The 15,338-nt window shown below is 68.7% G+C and carries 15 protein-coding genes and 2 tRNA genes; 8 read left to right on the top strand and 9 right to left on the bottom strand.

Annotation, left to right across the window (positions count from 1 at the left end; all coding sequences use genetic code 11):
- The first annotated feature begins 35 nt into the window (after positions 1–35).
- The 7 genes from rph to KS03_RS21215 all read left to right on the top strand — a co-directional run bounded on the left by rph (position 36) and on the right by KS03_RS21215 (position 7,162).
- Complete coding sequence (gene rph, locus KS03_RS21245; RefSeq protein ID WP_012734900.1) at positions 36–767, top strand: ribonuclease PH; 732 nt, start codon at positions 36–38, stop codon at positions 765–767.
- 1 nt (position 768) lies between these two features.
- Positions 769–1,413, top strand: a complete 645-nt coding sequence (gene rdgB, locus KS03_RS21240; RefSeq protein WP_012734899.1) for an RdgB/HAM1 family non-canonical purine NTP pyrophosphatase — start codon at positions 769–771, stop codon at positions 1,411–1,413.
- Positions 1,410–2,630, top strand: a complete 1,221-nt coding sequence (hemW, locus tag KS03_RS21235) for a radical SAM family heme chaperone HemW (RefSeq protein ID WP_012734898.1) — start codon at positions 1,410–1,412, stop codon at positions 2,628–2,630. Before rdgB ends, hemW begins: the two co-directional genes overlap by 4 nt.
- Positions 2,631–2,684: 54 nt before the next feature.
- A tRNA-Ser gene (locus KS03_RS21230) sits at positions 2,685–2,772 on the top strand.
- Positions 2,773–3,069: 297 nt separating this feature from the next.
- Positions 3,070–3,567 carry an energy transducer TonB family protein gene (locus KS03_RS21225; RefSeq protein WP_012734897.1) on the top strand — a complete coding sequence of 166 codons (498 nt, stop codon included), beginning with the start codon at positions 3,070–3,072 and terminating at the stop codon, positions 3,565–3,567.
- Between the two features lie 467 nt (positions 3,568–4,034).
- Entirely contained in the window at positions 4,035–5,345 is a 1,311-nt protein-coding gene (locus tag KS03_RS21220; protein ID WP_012734896.1) for an MFS transporter, read from the top strand.
- A 185-nt stretch (positions 5,346–5,530) separates the two neighbouring features.
- The gene (locus KS03_RS21215; RefSeq protein WP_012734895.1) at positions 5,531–7,162 is read left to right on the top strand and encodes a chloride channel protein; all 1,632 of its coding nucleotides are present in this window, start codon (positions 5,531–5,533) and stop codon (positions 7,160–7,162) included.
- Positions 7,163–7,303: 141 nt separating this feature from the next.
- Here KS03_RS21215 and KS03_RS21205 read toward each other — a convergent pair whose 3' ends face one another.
- From KS03_RS21205 to KS03_RS21185, 5 genes are all read right to left on the bottom strand, one after another.
- Complete coding sequence (locus tag KS03_RS21205) at positions 7,304–7,663, bottom strand: YXWGXW repeat-containing protein (protein ID WP_012734893.1); 360 nt, start codon at positions 7,661–7,663, stop codon at positions 7,304–7,306.
- A gap of 343 nt (positions 7,664–8,006) precedes the next feature.
- Complete coding sequence (gene minE / locus KS03_RS21200; protein WP_012734892.1) at positions 8,007–8,261, bottom strand: cell division topological specificity factor MinE; 255 nt, start codon at positions 8,259–8,261, stop codon at positions 8,007–8,009.
- A gap of 12 nt (positions 8,262–8,273) precedes the next feature.
- Entirely contained in the window at positions 8,274–9,089 is an 816-nt protein-coding gene (minD, locus tag KS03_RS21195; RefSeq protein ID WP_012734891.1) for a septum site-determining protein MinD, read from the bottom strand.
- Positions 9,090–9,151: 62 nt separating this feature from the next.
- Entirely contained in the window at positions 9,152–9,994 is an 843-nt protein-coding gene (gene minC, locus KS03_RS21190; RefSeq protein WP_012734890.1) for a septum site-determining protein MinC, read from the bottom strand.
- 164 nt (positions 9,995–10,158) lie between these two features.
- Positions 10,159–10,812, bottom strand: a complete 654-nt coding sequence (locus KS03_RS21185; RefSeq protein ID WP_230674408.1) for a GNAT family N-acetyltransferase — start codon at positions 10,810–10,812, stop codon at positions 10,159–10,161.
- On the opposite strand from KS03_RS21185, the gene KS03_RS32180 reads away from it, so the two are divergent.
- Complete coding sequence (locus tag KS03_RS32180; RefSeq protein WP_162486899.1) at positions 10,720–10,941, top strand: hypothetical protein; 222 nt, start codon at positions 10,720–10,722, stop codon at positions 10,939–10,941. The genes KS03_RS21185 and KS03_RS32180 overlap by 93 nt on opposite strands.
- A gap of 439 nt (positions 10,942–11,380) precedes the next feature.
- On the opposite strand, the gene KS03_RS21180 is transcribed toward KS03_RS32180, so the two are convergent.
- The 4 genes from KS03_RS21180 to lolA form a co-directional block, all read right to left on the bottom strand.
- A tRNA-Ser gene (locus KS03_RS21180) sits at positions 11,381–11,471 on the bottom strand.
- 158 nt (positions 11,472–11,629) lie between these two features.
- Complete coding sequence (gene serS / locus KS03_RS21175; protein ID WP_012734888.1) at positions 11,630–12,931, bottom strand: serine--tRNA ligase; 1,302 nt, start codon at positions 12,929–12,931, stop codon at positions 11,630–11,632.
- A gap of 156 nt (positions 12,932–13,087) precedes the next feature.
- Complete coding sequence (locus tag KS03_RS21170; protein WP_012734887.1) at positions 13,088–14,398, bottom strand: replication-associated recombination protein A; 1,311 nt, start codon at positions 14,396–14,398, stop codon at positions 13,088–13,090.
- A gap of 211 nt (positions 14,399–14,609) precedes the next feature.
- The gene (lolA, locus tag KS03_RS21165) at positions 14,610–15,311 is read right to left on the bottom strand and encodes an outer membrane lipoprotein chaperone LolA (protein WP_012734886.1); all 702 of its coding nucleotides are present in this window, start codon (positions 15,309–15,311) and stop codon (positions 14,610–14,612) included.
- Between the last annotated feature and the right edge of the window lie 27 nt (positions 15,312–15,338).

Raw genomic sequence — 15,338 nt, 5'->3', positions numbered from 1 at the left:
AATCGCGGTTTCCCTCCGGATGCCCCACGCCCACCATGACGAATTCCTCTCCGCGCCCGAGCGGCCGGCAAGCCGACCAGCTCCGCGAGGTGCGCCTGACGCGCCACTACACGAAGCACGCCGAAGGATCGGTGCTCGTCGAATTCGGCGACACCAAGGTGATCTGCACGGCCAGCGTGGCCGAGCGCGTGCCCGAGTTCCTGCGTGATCGCGGCCAGGGCTGGCTCACGGCCGAATACGGCATGCTGCCGCGCGCCACCCACACCCGCAGCGACCGCGAGGCAGCGCGCGGCAAGCAGACCGGCCGCACCCAGGAGATCCAGCGCCTGATCGGCCGCGCGCTGCGCGCCGTGGTCGATCTCGAGCATCTCGGCCCGCGCACCATCCACATCGACTGCGACGTGATCCAGGCCGACGGCGGCACGCGCACGGCCAGCATCACCGGCGCGTTCGTCGCCGTGCAGGACGCGGTCGCTAAGCTCGTCGCCGACGGCAAGCTCCCACGCTCGCCGATCAGCGATTCGGTCGCCGCGATCTCGGTGGGCGTCTATCAGGGCACGCCGCTGCTCGATCTCGACTATGCCGAGGACTCGCGCTGCGACACCGACATGAACGTCGTGATGACGGGCGCGGGCGGCCTCGTCGAGGTACAGGGCACCGCCGAGGGCGCGCCGTTTACGCGCGCCGAGATGGACGCGCTGCTCGACCTCGCGCAGAAGGGCATCGGCGAACTGATCGCGCTGCAGAAAGCCGCGCGGGAAGCGTGACATGAGCGGCCACATCGACCCGGCCCGCGGCGGCGGGCCCGCGCCGCTCACGCGCATCGTGCTCGCCTCGAACAACGCCGGCAAGCTGCGCGAATTCGCGGCGCTGTTCGAGACCGCAGGCATCGAGATCGTCCCGCAGGGCAAGCTCGACGTCCCCGAAGCCGAGGAGCCGTATCTGACCTTCATCGAGAACGCGCTGACCAAGGCGCGCCACGCCTCGCGCGCGACCGGCCTGCCCGCGATCGCCGACGACTCGGGCCTCTGCGTGCGCGCGCTGCGCGGCGCGCCGGGCGTGCATTCGGCGCGCTACGCGCAGCTCGCCGGGCTGGAGAAGAGCGACGCGGCCAATAACGCGCATCTGGTCGCGCAACTGCAGGGCATCGAAGACCGACGCGCTTACTACTGCTGCGTGCTGTCGCTGGTACGGCACCCCGACGATCCCGAGCCGCTGTTCGCCGAGGGCCGCTGGCAGGGCGAGGTGATCGACACGCCGCGCGGCGCGAACGGCTTCGGCTACGATCCGCATTTCCTGCTGCCGGCGCTGGGCGCGACCGTCGCCGAACTCGATCCGGCCGCGAAGAACGGCATCAGCCATCGCGCGATCGCGCTGCGCGCGCTGCTCGCGCGGCTCGGGGAAGAGGCGTGAGCCGGGCCGCCGAGACCGGGCAACGGATCGTCGCGACGTTCGCGTCGCCGGGCAGGGTCCGCCTCAGCGCGCTGCCGCCGCTCGCGCTCTACATCCACTTCCCGTGGTGCGTGCGCAAGTGCCCCTACTGCGATTTCAATTCGCATGAATGGAAGGGCGAGCGGTTTCCCGAGCAGGAATACCTCGACGCGCTGCGCGCCGACCTCGAGCAGGCGCTGCCGTTCGTCTGGGGCCGCCAGGTGCATACCGTCTTCATCGGCGGCGGCACGCCGAGCCTGCTGTCGGCGGGCGGGCTCGACCGGCTGCTGTCCGACGTGCGCGCGCTGCTGCCGCTCGACGCCGATGCCGAGATCACGCTCGAGGCCAACCCCGGCACGTTCGAGGCGGCCAAGTTCGCGCAGTTCCGCGCAAGCGGCGTGAACCGGCTGTCGATCGGCATCCAGAGCTTCAACGAGGCGCACCTCAAGGCGCTCGGCCGCATCCACGACTCCGCGCAGGCGCGCGCGGCCGTCGAGATCGCCGCCAGCAGGTTCGACAACTTCAATCTCGACCTGATGTTCGCGCTGCCGAACCAGAGCCTGGACGAATGCCGGGCCGACATCGAAACGGCGCTCGCCTACGCGCCGCCGCATCTGTCGCTCTATCACCTGACGCTCGAGCCGAACACGATGTTCGCGAAGTTCCCGCCGGCGGTGCCCGACGACGATGCATCGGCCGACATGCAGGACTGGATTCACGAGCGCACGGCCGAGGCCGGCTACGGGCACTACGAGGTGTCGGCCTATGCGCAGCCGCACCGCCAATGCAGGCACAACCTCAATTACTGGCGCTTCGGCGACTATCTCGGCATCGGCGCGGGCGCGCACACGAAGCTGTCGTTTCCGAACCGCATCCTGCGGCAGGCGCGCTACAAGCATCCGGCCACCTTCATCGAGCAGGCCATGGCCGGCACGCCGGTGCAGGAGGAGCGCGAGGTCGGGCCGCGCGATCTGCCGTTCGAGTTCATGCTGAACACGCTGCGGCTGGTGGAAGGGTTCCCGGTGGCGAGCTATGCCGAGCGCACCGGGCTGCCGTTCTCGACGATCGAGCCGGCGCTGGCGGAGGCGGAGCGGCGCGGGCTGATCCAGCGCGACTTCGAACGGATCGCGCCGACGCCGCTCGGCCAGCGCTTCCTCAACGATCTCCAGGAGCTGTTCCTGCGCGGCGACGAAGCGTGAGCTGAGCGCCAAAGGAGCGGACAGCGTCGGCATTTCGGTTACAATGCGCGGCTTGGAAGCGTGGCCGAGTGGTTTAAGGCACCGGTCTTGAAAACCGGCGACGGGCAACCGTCCGTGAGTTCGAATCTCACCGCTTCCGCCAGAGAGCCTTTCCCAACAAGGCTTTCCAGTAGCGCTTCAGGCGATGCCCCCAATCGGCCCATCCTGGAAATGCGCCGTTTTGTCTGCCGCTGGGCGGCACGAGGCGCGGACCTGAAGCGTCGCCACCCACGCCGGCCCGGCCCGCACCGACGCTGCGGTCATGCGCCACACCGCTCCCGCGCGCCGCGGCCGCCGACGTTTTCCAGTCGCGCCCCTCACGATCGTTTCTCCTGATGGTTTTCTCCGGCACGTCGGCTATGCTGACAGCGATCCGATCGCTCCCGGGATGCCTGCCGCCATGCCGCCGTCGCCTCGCCCCTGCTCTCCCAGTCGGTTCGCGTGCCTTGCCGCGATGCTGGCCGGCGTGCTCGTCGCGGCCGGCTGCACGATCACGCTGCCGAAGAGCGCGCTGGTACTCTCGCCTGCGCCGGCAACGAGCGACTCGACGCAGGCCCAGTATCGCGACGCAGTGGCGCAGCGGATTCTCGACGCGAACCCCGCCAGCGTCCTGCACGGCACGCCGCAGGCAATGCTGCGCTCACTCGTGGTGGTGGCCTTCACCGTCGATCGCGACGGGCGCCTCGCGCGTTCGTCGGTCTATCGCAGCAATGGCGACGACGGCGCCGAAGCGATCGCGCTGCAATCGCTGCGCCGCGCGGCGCCGCTGCCAAAGCCGCCGGCGGCCCTGCTCGACGGACGCGGCCAGTTGGAGTTGATGGAAAGCTGGCTGTTCAACGACAACGGCCAGTTCCAGCTGCGCACGAAGGCGACGCAGCAGGCACAGACGATCGATTGAGACGCGTGCCGCCTGCGCCGTTACCGAGAATCCCGGGCGCTGCCGGCTCGCCGTCGGGCGAAATCGATCACGCCTCACCGCATAAGGCGCGCCGCCACCCCTCGCCGTGCAAACGCGCCGCAGGGCTCCCCCCGCTCGAAACAGCCCTAGCCGTACCGGCTTCGCACGCCGGCCGGGCCGCGCGCCCACCCGATTCGGCAAGCACCGGCGGTGGTTATAATGCCGGCCATCCCGCCCCGTCCTCCCAGACCGCTCGCGGCGGGCCGCCTACCCGGCGGGGCCGCCGCACGAGCCAGACAGGCCTGCGCTTGCGCGACGCGCGCGAGCCGCCCTAGGAGGCGCGCCGGCCCTCGTGCCGCGCGCGACACCGGCACCGGCGCAGCACGCGCGGGCCGGCTTCATGCCAATCATTCGAATATCCGGCCGGCACCCTCGCGTGCCGTTTGCCCCGCACCACGGAAACCATCATGTCCTCCACCCCAGCGACGGCCGACGCCGCGCAGCACGGATCGAGCACGGCCAGCCAGCGGCGCATCGTCTTCGCCAGCTTCATCGGCACCGCGATCGAGTTCTACGATTTCTATGTCTACGCCACCGCCGCCGCGCTCGTGATCGGCCCGGTGTTCTTCCCGCACGGCTCGGCCACCGCGCAGGCGCTGTCGGCGTTCGTCACGTTCGGCATCGCGTTCATCGCCCGGCCGATCGGCTCGTTCCTGTTCGGCCACTTCGGCGACCGCTTCGGCCGCAAGTCCACGCTGGTCGCCTCGCTCTTGGTGATGGGCGTCTCCACCACGGCGATCGGCTTCGTGCCGGGCTATGACGCGATCGGCACGGTCGCGCCGGTGCTGCTGTGCGTGCTGCGCTTCGGCCAGGGCATCGGCCTGGGTGGCGAATGGGGCGGCGCGGCGCTGCTGGCCACCGAACACGCCCCGGCCGGCAAGCGCGGCTGGTTCGGCATGTTCCCGCAGCTCGGCCCGTCGATCGGCTTCCTGATGTCGAACGGCCTGTTCTTCGCGCTCGCGATCGGCCTGTCCGACGAGCAGTTCCGCAGCTGGGGCTGGCGCGTGCCGTTCCTGGTCAGCGCGGTGCTGGTGGCAGTCGGCCTGTACGTGCGCATGAAGATCGCCGAGACGCCCGCGTTCCGGGCCGCGATCGAGCGCAACGAGCGCGTGCGCGTGCCGGTGCTCGCCCTGATCTCGCAGCACTGGGCGCCCACCCTGCTCGGCGCGCTGTCGATGGTGGTCTGCTATACGCTGTTCTACATCTCGACGGTGTTCTCGCTGTCCTACGGCGTCGGCACGCTGCACATCGCGCGCACCGACTTCCTCGGCCTGCTCTGCATCGCAGTGGTGTTCATGGCGATCGCCACGCCGATCTCGGCCTCGGCCGCCGATCGCTACGGCCGCAAGCCGGTGCTGATCGTCGGCGGCCTGCTGGCCCTGCTGTCGGGCTTCACGATGGCCCCGCTGCTCGGCAGCGGCTCGATGCCGCTGGTCGCGCTCTACCTGATCATCGAGCTGTTCCTGATGGGCGTGACCTTCGCGCCGATGGGCGCGCTGCTGCCCGAGCTGTTTCCCACCCACGTCCGCTACACGGGGGCGGGCGTCGCCTACAACCTCGGCGGCATCCTCGGCGCCTCGATCGCGCCGTACATCGCGCAACTGCTTGTCGCGCGCGGCGGGCTGTCGTGGGTGGGCGGCTACGTGTCGGCGGCCGCGGCGCTCAGCTTGATCGGCGTGCTGCTGATGCGCGAAACGCGCGACGCACGTCTGATGTGAGCCGGCGGCGAGGCCGCGCGATCGGTCGTGCCGGCCCGCCGTGCGGCCATCGAGGGCGCGCGGGCACACCGCCGCCCGTCAGCTTGCGGCCTCGGCCCGCCCCCATCGACGGGCACGATCGCGTGCTCTCGGGCCGGATCTCCGTATAATTCCCTTTTGTCCGCGCCGCCTGCCACCATGCCGCCATGCAACGGTTGACCGATTTCCTCCCGACGCTGACGCGCCGTTCGCTACGGCTCTGGCGCCTGTACGGCGTGTTCTGGCTGGGCGCGATCGTGGTCGGCATCACCGCGGTACTCTACGCGCGCCTGATCGACTGGGGCTACGAGACGTTCCGCTCGCTGCAGCAGAGCCACGCGTGGCTGCCGCTGATCCTGACCCCGGCGATCGCCTCGGCCTCGGTCTGGCTCACGCGCCGCTTCTTTCGCGGCGCCGAGGGCAGCGGCATCCCGCAGGTGATCGCGACGCTGCAGGCCAGCCCCAGCGCGTTCGGCGCGCGGCTGCTGACGTTGCGCATCCTCTGCGGCAAGATCCTGATCTCGCTGCTCGGCATTCTCGGCGGCTTCACGATCGGCCGCGAGGGGCCGACGGTCCAGATCGGCGCCGCGCTGATGTTCAACCTGCGGCGCTTCTATCCGCGCTCGAACGCGCTGATCGAGCGCCAGCTCGTGCTGGCCGGTGCAGCGGCCGGCCTGTCGGCGGCCTTCAACACGCCGCTGGCCGGGATCGTGTTCGCGATCGAGGAACTCACGCGCAGCTTCTCCGAGCGCGCGAGCGGCGTGCTGATCACGGCGATCATCATCGCCGGGGTGATCGCGCTCGGCATGAATGGCAACTACACCTACTTCGGCACCATCGACGTCGGCCCGCACTTTCCGCGGCTGATGGCAGTGGCGGTGCTGGCCGCCGCAATCACCACCGGCATCGCGGGCGGCCTGTTCTCCTGGCTGCTGCTCAATACCAACCGCTGGCTGCCCGCGCGGCTGCTGACGATGTACCGCGGCCGGCCGGTCGCGTTCGCGGCCCTCTGCGGGCTCGTGATCGCGGTGGTCGGCATGGTGTCGGGCGGCACCACGTTCGGCAGCGGCTATGCCGAGGCGCGCGGCCTGCTGGGCGGCCATTCGCAGTTGTCGATGCTGTATCCGTTCGAGAAGATGGTCTCGATGGTCGCGTCGTACCTGCCCGGGATTCCAGGCGGAATCTTCGCGCCCTCGCTGTCGATCGGTGCCGGCTTCGGCAACCTGCTGCACCTGGCGTTCACCCATGTGCCGCTGACGATGCTGATCGCGCTGGCGATGGTCGGCTATCTGGCCGCGGTCACGCAAGCGCCGATCACCTCGTTCGTGATCGTGATGGAAATGATCAACGGGCATGCGCTCGTGATCTCGCTGATGGCCACCGCACTGATCTCCAGCCGCGTGTCACGCTTCTTCGTGACGCCGCTCTACGAGGCGCTCGCGCACCGCTACCTGCATCCGCCCGCGCCGCCCGCTACCGCGACGGCAACCGCCACGACAGCCGCGGCGGCGAGCGACGACGGACTGACGACGCCGGCCGACGCCACCGCCTCGCCGGCCGATCCGCTGCGCACGCTGACGCGCGGGGCGGTCGGCGAAGCCGATCCCGCCACCGGCAGCGAGACGGCTGCGCGCCAGCCCGATGCCGCCGCCGGCCACCAGGCCGGCGCGCGCGACGCCGCCCAACAGGCCGACTCCGTCACGTCGGCCCGGCCCGACGCCATCGGCCCCGCCGGCACCGCGCACCAAGCCGCGAGCCCGCCCGCGCCGCACGACGCGAACGACCCGCCGGCGCGCTGAGCGCGCCGCCACCTCGCCTCAATACACGACGACGCGCGCCGGACGGTAGTACACCGGCCGCGCCGGCACGACCACGCAGCCGGCCAGCACGACGGCGGCGAGTCCGACCACGAACAGGGTCCGCTTCATGATGGCGCTCCCTCAGGCCCAGTGGCCGCGCACCCAGACCCAGTTCGGACCGCGCGCGACCCAATGCCCCGGCGCCCAGTGCAGGCCGACTCGCTCGGCCTGCCAGTGGCCCGCGATCCACACGTAATGGCCGCGGTGCCAGTCCCAGTGGCCGCGATCCCAGACATAGCCGACCCGCGCGGCCGGCACCACCTCGTAGCGCGGCGGCGGCGGCGCGCTCGGTGCGACGATCACCACTTCCTCGGCGGAGGCGGCAAGCGGCGCGGCGGCGGCCCCGACGGTGGCCAGCGCGAGCGCGAGCGGCAGCAGACGGCGAGCGGTGAAGCGAATCATGGTGACCTCCTGTGTCGTCGATTCGGACATGCGATGCATGCGCGTACCGGTTCAATGCGCGAGCCGCGCGAACGGCCGACAGCGGCCGTATTACGACGGGGGGCAAAGTGCAACAGCTGGTAAAGACGGCGGACGGCGAAGGCAAAGCCGCGCCGCCCGCGGGGCGAAACGCCGGCGCCGTCGAAGCGCATGGGCGCGATCACGCGGCATGAGCGCGAGCGGGCCGGGGGCGTTGAGCGGCCTGAACGGCCAATGAAGGGGAACGCGGAAAACGGAAAAAACGGCCAGACAACACGGCGGCGGCGATGCCGCCGCGCCGGTCAACCCGCCGGCACCGTGTCGGAAACGCGCGCGCCGCGGGCGCGGCGCGCGATCGCGGCGCTCAGGCCTGCGGAATCTCGATCTTGACCTCGAGCACCTCGAGATCGTCCTGGCGCTCGAGACTCACGCGGATGTCGTCGTTCGAGATCTTCACGTACTTCGAGATTACGGCGAGCAGTTCCTTCTGCAGCGCGGGCAGATAGTCGGCTGGCGGGCGGCCGCCGATGCGCTCGTGCGCGATGATCAGCTGCAAACGCTCCTTCGCGACGGCGGCGGATTTCTTCTTCTCCCCAAGGAGAAACGACAGAATCGACATGAGGGGCCTCCGTTACTTGCTGCCGAACAGGCGTTGCAGCAGGCCCGGCTTCTGATAGTCGACGAAGCGCAGCGGCTTGTCTTCACCGAGGAAGCGGGACACCACGTCCTTGTAGGCCTCGGCCACGTCGGTGCCGTCCAGATGCACGGCCGGCAGGCCCTGGTTCGAGGCGTGCAGCACCGCTTCGGACTCCGGAATCACGCCGATCAGCTTGATCCGCAGGATTTCGCCGATGTCCTCGAGCGACAGCATCTCGCCCTCGCTGACGCGCTTCGGGTTGTAGCGCGTGATCAGCAGGTGCTCCCGGATCGGCTCGCCGCCGTCGGCCGCGCGCTTGGTCTTCGACGACAGGATGCCCAGAATGCGGTCCGAGTCGCGCACCGACGACACTTCCGGATTGGTGACCACCACGGCCTCGTCCGCGAAATACATCGCGTGCAGCGCGCCCGACTCGATGCCGGCCGGCGAATCGCAGACGATGTATTCGAAGTCCATCGCGATCAGGTCGTTGATCACCTTCTCGACGCCCTCGCGCGTGAGCGCATCCTTGTCGCGCGTCTGCGACGCCGGCAGGATGAACAGGTTCTCGCACTTCTTGTCCTTGATCAGCGCCTGATTCAGATTCGCCTCGCCCTGGATCACGTTGACGAGGTCATAGACCACACGCCGCTCGCAGCCCATGATGAGATCGAGATTGCGCAGGCCGACGTCGAAGTCGATCACGGCCGTCTTGTGGCCGCGCAGCGCCAGCCCGGAGGCGAAGCTCGCGCTCGTCGTCGTCTTGCCCACACCGCCCTTGCCCGAAGTCACCACGATGATTTTTGCCATTACCCTACCCTGTATGCGTCAATGAATCCGATCGATCCGCGTTTGCGTCACGTGCCTGCCGTTCAGGTCAGCCGCAGCGGCTCGATCATCAGTTTCTCGTCCTCGAGCCGGATCTGCACCGACTTGCCGCGCACGTCGGCCGGCAGCGGGTTCTCGGTGGTTCGATAGATGCCCGCGATCGAAATCAGTTCCGGTTCGAGGCACGTGCAGAAGATCCGCGCCTCGTGGTTGCCGTGTACGCCGGCCAGCGCCCGGCCGCGCAGCGGCGCGTAAATATGGATGTTGCCCTCGGCGATCACTTCTGCGCCGTTGCTGACCGGCGCGAGCACGACCAGATCGCCCTTCGCGTAGACCTGCTGGCCCGAGCGCAGCGGGCGGTCGATCACGAGCGTCTGCAGCGGCGGCGGCGCCGACGCAGCGGCCGCCGCCGACACCGGCACCGGCACGGCGGCCGCCGCCACGTCGCTCACGGCCGCGGCCGCTGCCGTGGCCGCAGGATCGACGGCCGCCTCGCTGCCGGCCTCGGCCGAAGCGTCGCCGCTCGGGTCCGATACCGCGTCGTGCGACGCCCTGCCGGCCGGCGCGCGGCGATCACGCGCCTCCAGCAGCGGCAGCCCGCCGTCGGCAGCCCAGCCATGCTGCTGCGTCTGCGCGACCACGCCGATCGGGCGCATCCGCACTTCGTCGAGCAGTCCGCGCAACTCGGCGAGCGACACCTGCTCGCCCTCCGCGAGGCGCCGCAGGTCGATCGCGACGACGTCGTCGGCAAAGAATTCCGGCGTCGCTTCGAAGCGCTTGACCAACTCGGCACGCAGTGCGTCCAGATCGACCGTCTTCACGACAAACAGCAAGGTGTCGACCGAGCCGCTGCGAAGCTCGAAGAATGGCGATTTTTTAAGCGACATGAACGTCCTGCAAAAAATTTTTGCGTATTTTACAGGCGTCCGCGCGGCGGGCCATCATTTTCGGGCGGCCTGCGGCGGCACGGGTCAGGCGGGCGACCGATCCAGGGCGCTCGCGGCCGCGCGACGGCAGCGGCCTGATGAGGGGAAACGGGCGGCCCGGGCGCTCAGGCGTCGAAGCGCCAGACGAACAGCGACTTCAGTGCGCCGGGGATGCGCGCGATCGGCGCACGCTCGCCCAGGTTCGTGAAACCCATATGTTCGTAGAAGCGGATCGCGTTGCGGTTCTGATCAGCGATCCACGCGTAGATCTCGGTTGCGCCCTGCCCGGCCAGCCAGTCGCGCGCCGTGTTGACGAGCAGCACGCCGCCGCGCAGATGGCGCACCGCATGCGCCACCCATAGCTCGCTGACGAAGGCGCGATGCGCGGGCGTGGTGTCGAAGTACGCACCGATCATGCCGGCCGGATGCCCTTCGGTATAGAGCAGGAAGGTGGTGGACTGGTCGGAGCTCGCGCGCTGCGCGACGATCGAATCGACCGCTTCCGCGTCGAACGACAGCTCCGCCTCGGGCGCTTCACCCGGCGCATAGGGCTCGCGCAGCGAGGCGGCACGCAGCTCGCGATACACATTGCCTTGATCGGCGGCAATACGGCGGACGGTCAAAGTCGAACTCATGCGGGGACACTCTTCGGACAGCAAGTTATTAGCTTCAACCGAAAGCGGGGTATGAGTCAAATCGTTATTTTTCAAGCCCAGAAACGATACGCAGGAACGAAAAATGGGTATGCCGGCGCGAGCAAAATATGGTGCAGCGCACATTCGATTACGAAAGATTTCGAAGCCGAGGTTTTTCCTTCTGATCAGGGCATTCCGAATCTTGCCCGTCATGCCCGGCGCGCCCCGCGACGCTGTCCGGCGATCGGCATGCCGCAACGCAGCAAACGCTGATTCGTCGGATGCCTGTTGTTGAACCGAAGCAGTCGGCGTGGCGGGCAGGCATTAGAGCTTGCGCGAATGTCGCACGATCATGCAGCGCGAGCGCGTGATCGATAGCGGGTTGCCTGGTTCGCGGGGTGCGAGGCCAGGGCGGCGGCTACGAAGTTAGGACGCCGGTGTTCGAATCGAGTCGCAGCCACTGCGGCTCACGCTCCGCCATTTGACCATCGATGCTCGGCCTATGCCACCACGCACTGCCGGTGGACTGCCTGCGGATTGGCTCATCCTTCGAGACAAACATCCGCCTCGCTGACAGACCGGAAGAACGTGGGCGCGTATTGCTCGGCAGCCTCCGCTGCCCCGCACCGTCGAATCGCGCAGCGCTGCCGGCAGCGGGCCGGCAAAAGCAAAACCCCTCGATGCTTTTCAGCATCGAGGGGTTTCAAGTATCTGGCGGAAAGGGTGGGATTCGAACCCACGGTACGGTATAACCGTACACCGGATTTCGAGTCCGGCGCATTCGACCTCTCTGCCACCTTTCCTTCTTGACTGCATCGCCGTGTGCTAGGTCGTGCCCCGGCGAAGCAAAGATTATAGAACAACTCTTTTCAAACTTCCAAGTCCTTTCCGCAAAAAACTTTGCGTCGCGTGCCGCACGAGCGAATCGCCGTTGCCGGCGCTGCGCATGCGTTGCGCGCGTTCAGGCCGCGGCGTTCGGCGCCGCAATCGTGTCGAGTCCACCCAGGTACGGACGCAGCGCGGCCGGCACCGTTACCGAACCGTCGGCGTTCTGGTAGTTCTCGAGCACGGCCACGAGCGTGCGGCCCACCGCGAGCCCCGAACCGTTCAGCGTATGCACGAGCTCGGGCTTGCCCTGTGCGTTGCGAAAGCGCGCCTGCATGCGCCGCGCCTGGAACGACTCGGTGTTCGAGCAGCTGGAGATCTCGCGATAGGTGTTCTGCGCGGGCAGCCAGACTTCGAGGTCGTAGGTCTTCGCGGCCGAGAAGCCCATGTCGCCGGTGCAGAGCGTGACCACCCGGTAAGGCAGTTCGAGCTTTTGCAGGATCGCCTCCGCGTGGCCGACCATTTCCTCGAGCGCCGCATACGACGCGTCGGGTGCCGTCACCTGCACCATCTCTACCTTGTCGAACTGGTGCTGGCGGATCATGCCGCGCGTGTCGCGCCCATAGGCGCCGGCCTCGGAGCGAAAGCACGGCGAATGCGCGGTCAGCTTGACGGGCAGCTCGGCCGCATCGAGGATCGACTCGCGCACGGTGTTGGTCAGCGTGATCTCGGAGGTCGAGATCAGGTACTGCGTGACGGTGTTCTCGCCGCCGCCCTTCTCCACTCGGAACATGTCGTCGGCGAACTTCGGCAGTTGGCCGGTGCCACGCAGGATGTCCGGGTTCACGATGTACGGCGTGTAGGTCTCGGTGTACCCGTGCTGCTGGGTGTGGGTGTCGATCATGAACTGCGCGAGCGCACGGTGCAGGCGCGCGATCGGGCCGCGCAGCATCGTGAAGCGCGCGCCGGACAGCTTCGCGCCGGTCTCGAAATCGAGGCCGAGCGGAGTGCCGACGTCGACGTGGTCGCGCACCTCGAAATCGAACGCGCGCGGCGTGCCCCAGCGGCGCACCTCGACGTTGCCGGCTTCGTCGGCGCCCACCGGCACGCTCTCGTGCGCGAGGTTCGGCATGCCGAGCATCAGTTCCGACATCGCACTCTGGATCTCGTCGAGCTTCGCGGCCGACGCCTTCATTTCGTCGCCGATCCCGCCCACCTCGGCCATCACGGCCGAGGTGTCCTCGCCCCGCCCCTTCATCGCGCCGATCTGCTTGGACAGGCTGTTGCGGCGTGCCTGCAGTTCCTCGGTGCGGGTCTGGATCGCGCGGCGTTCGGCCTCGAGCGAGGAGAACGCGGCGACGTCGAGGATGTAGCCGCGATCGGCGAGGCGCTTGGCAACGCCGTCGAGGTCTTTGCGCAGCAACTGGATGTCGAGCATGGGAGGACCGGAGAATCGTTGTGTGAAAGGCGAATTCTAACGCACCGCGCGGCGCTGCCGGCTGCCGCCCGAGGCGAAGCACGCGACGATTCCGGCCGGCCGCGCCGCTTCATTTCGGGTTCGGCCGGCCGCGGCCCCCGGCCGGGGGTTCACCGTTCACTCCGGCTTGCCGGCCTCGCGGTCGAGCTCGCGCAGCCAGGCGAGCTTCTCGGCGATCTTGGTCTCGAGCCCGCGCGGCACCGGCTGGTACCAGCGCGGCTCGCGCATGCCGTCGGGGAAATACGTCTCGCCGGCCGCGTAGGCATTCGGCTCGTCATGCGCGTAGCGGTAGGCGTGGCCGTAGCCGAGTTCCTTCATCAGCTTGGTGGGCGCGTTGCGCAGATGCACCGGCACCTCGCGCGACTTGTCCTGCCGCACGAACGCCATGGCCGCGTTGAACGCGTTGTAGCCGGCGTTGCTCTTGGCCGCGCAGGCCAGATAGATGACCGCCTGGCCGAGCGCCAGCTCGCCTTCCGGCGAGCCGAGCCGCTCGAAGGTCTCGGCCGCGTCGTTGGCCACCTGCATTGCGCGCGGATCGGCGAGCCCGATGTCCTCCCAGGCCATCCGCACGATGCGGCGCGACAGGTACTTCGGATCGGCGCCGCCGTCGAGCATGCGGCAGAACCAGTACAGCGCCGCGTCCGGGTTCGAGCCGCGCACCGACTTGTGCAGCGCCGAGATCTGGTCGTAGAAGTTGTCGCCGCCCTTGTCGAAGCGGCGCGCGTTCAGCGTCATCGCGCTGGCGACGAAATCGGCATCGATCCGGTTGGTGCGCGCCGACAGCGCGGCCGTCTGCGCCTGTTCGAGCAGGTTCAGGAAACGCCGCGCGTCGCCGTCGGCATAGCCGATCAGCGTATCGACGGCAAGCGGCTCGAACTCGAGCCCGTCGAGCGCGATCTGCTGCGCGCGCGCGAGCAGCTGGCGCATCTCGTCGTCGCTGAGCGACTTCAGCACGTACACCTGGGCACGCGAGAGCAGCGCCGAGTTGACCTCGAAGCTCGGATTCTCGGTGGTCGCGCCGATGAAGGTCACGAGCCCCGATTCGACGAACGGCAGCAGCGCGTCCTGCTGGCTCTTGTTGAAGCGATGGATCTCGTCGACGAACAGGATGGTGTGGCGCCCACTGCGGTTCAACGTCTCGCGCGCCTGCTCCATCGATTCGCGGATGTCCTTCACGCCGCCCAGCACCGCCGAGATCGCGATGAACTCGCAGTCGAACGCGTGGGCGGTGAGCCGCGCGAGCGTGGTCTTGCCGACGCCGGGCGGCCCCCAGAGGATCATCGAATGCGGCTTGCCCGACTCGAACGCGAGCCGCAGCGGCTTGCCGTCGCCGAGAAGGTGCGTCTGGCCGATCACCTCGGCAAGCGTCTTCGGGCGCAGCGCCTCGGCGAGCGGGCGGCGCGGTTCGACTTCAAACAGGTCGGCCATGGCCTCGACTCCTACGTTTGTGCCGCGCGGCGTCCATCGCCGCGCAGCCCGACATTATGACAGCCGGGCGCACGGCGCACCGCCCGCCGGATGGACGGGTTGGTGCCCGCTCGCGCCATCGCGCGGGCACCGTGCCGCACCGGCCGGCGCCAAACGAAACGGGCCTGCCATCGCTGGCAGGCCCGTGCGACCGGCGCCGCAGAGCCGGCGCTCAGCCCTTGATCACGTCGGTGCCCTTGGGCACCGAGAAGCGGAACTGGCCGGCCGGCAGCGCCGGGTTGGTCTGCATGTGGGTGAAGGTCAGCAGGGTGACGTTGCCGAACACGTCGTGCAGTTCCATCGCGGCCAGCGCGCCGCCCTTGAAGCCGATGCCGATGCGCTGGAACTGCGTGTCGCGCGCCTTCGGCAGCATCTCGACCCAGTCGATGCCGCCCTTCTCGCCGGCGTCGCGCAGCGTGTAGTTCTTCTCGATGTCGTTGCTGCCGAACAGGATCGCGGCCGGGCTCGCGCCGAGCGCGCCGGCCAGCTTGCGCTCGGTCACCTGGTTCAGATCCTTGTCGTAGACGTAGAGCGTCTCGCCGTCGGCCTGCAGCAGTTGCTGGTAAGGCTTCTCGTAGGACCAGACGAACTTGCCCGGGCGCAGGAACACGAAGCTGCCGCTCGAATCGTCGGTGGATTTCGCGGCCGTGGTGGCGATCGCGCCGCTCGCGGCCTTCGAGGGTGCCTTGACGATCTGCTGCGTGAAGTCGCCGCGGGCCGACTTCACCTGCGCGACGAATGCCTTCAGTTCGTCGGTGCCGCCCGCGAACGCGTGCGAGGCGGCGCCGAGCAGCGCGGTGCCGGCCAGCGCGGCGAGCAAATGACGCACCGCGCGGCGGGCGGACGAGGGAACGACGAACGGGAATGCTTTCATCTGGTGGGTTTCTCCTGATTGGCGGGC

It is taken from the genome of Burkholderia glumae LMG 2196 = ATCC 33617 (assembly GCF_000960995.1).
GTDB classification, from domain to species: Bacteria; Pseudomonadota; Gammaproteobacteria; order Burkholderiales; family Burkholderiaceae; genus Burkholderia; species Burkholderia glumae.
The sequence above is the reverse complement of the archived record's forward strand: the minus strand, read 5'-3'. Positions and strand labels throughout refer to the sequence as shown.